We start from the raw sequence: 831 nt of genomic DNA on the forward strand, positions 1-831 counted from the left end.
GCACAAGGTCTAAGGAGCTGACGACATGCAAGTGATCCTGCTCGAAAAAGTGTCCAACCTCGGCAACCTCGGCGACGTCGTCAAGGTCAAGGATGGTTATGCCCGCAACTTCCTGATCCCGACCAAGCAGGCGCGCCGCGCCACCGAGGCCGCGATCAAGGAATTCGAAGTCCGCCGTGCGGAACTCGAAAAGGCCGCCGCCGCCAAGCTGGCCGAAGCCCAGAAACTGGGTGAAGCCATCGCCGGCAAGACCGTGCGCATCGCCCAGAAGGCGGGCGTTGACGGCCGCCTGTTCGGCTCCGTGACCAACGCCGACGTGGCCGAAGCGCTGACCAAGTCTGGCAGCGCCATCGCCAAGTCGCAGGTCCGCCTGCCCAACGGTCCGCTGAAGACCGTCGGCGAGTTCCCGGTCCAGGTCGCGGCTCACACCGACGTCGTGGTCGAGATCACCGTCCAGGTGGTTGCTGAAGCCGAGTAACGTCGGAGTAAGCGCCCTTGCGCTGCGGCGTCTGACGCCGCAACATTGAAGAAGGCCGAGGCCCCACAGGGTTTCGGCCTTTGGTTTTTCTGGGACGAGTTTTCCCGCTTCGTCCACCGTCTGCTCCCAGTTCGTTCACAGCTTTATCCACAGGCATGTCCGCGATCTTTCCTGCTTCTTCTTCCGCCGCGCCGTATGACGATGAGGTCGCACGCCTGCGCGTGCCGCCGCATTCGGTCGAGGCCGAGCAGAGCGTGCTCGGTGGCCTGCTCATCGCCAACACGGCCTGGGACAAGGCGGCCGACCTGCTCACCGAGACCGACTTCTACCGCTTCGAGCACAAGCATGTATAC

Annotated in this window: 2 protein-coding genes; both read left to right on the forward strand. The window is 63.5% G+C overall.

All coding sequences use genetic code 11. The features are described 5' to 3' along the window. The first annotated feature begins 25 nt into the window (after positions 1 to 25). A complete protein-coding gene (gene rplI, locus ACXJKR_RS33795; protein WP_056198090.1) occupies positions 26 to 478 on the forward strand; it encodes a 50S ribosomal protein L9 in 453 nt (150 codons plus the stop codon). Between the two features lie 155 nt (positions 479 to 633). Continuing rightward, a partial coding sequence (locus ACXJKR_RS33800) for a DnaB-like helicase N-terminal domain-containing protein (RefSeq protein ID WP_457326584.1) occupies positions 634 to 831 on the forward strand: 198 nt, incomplete at its 3' end.

The sequence above is a fragment of the Roseateles sp. P5_E11 genome (assembly GCF_054049355.1).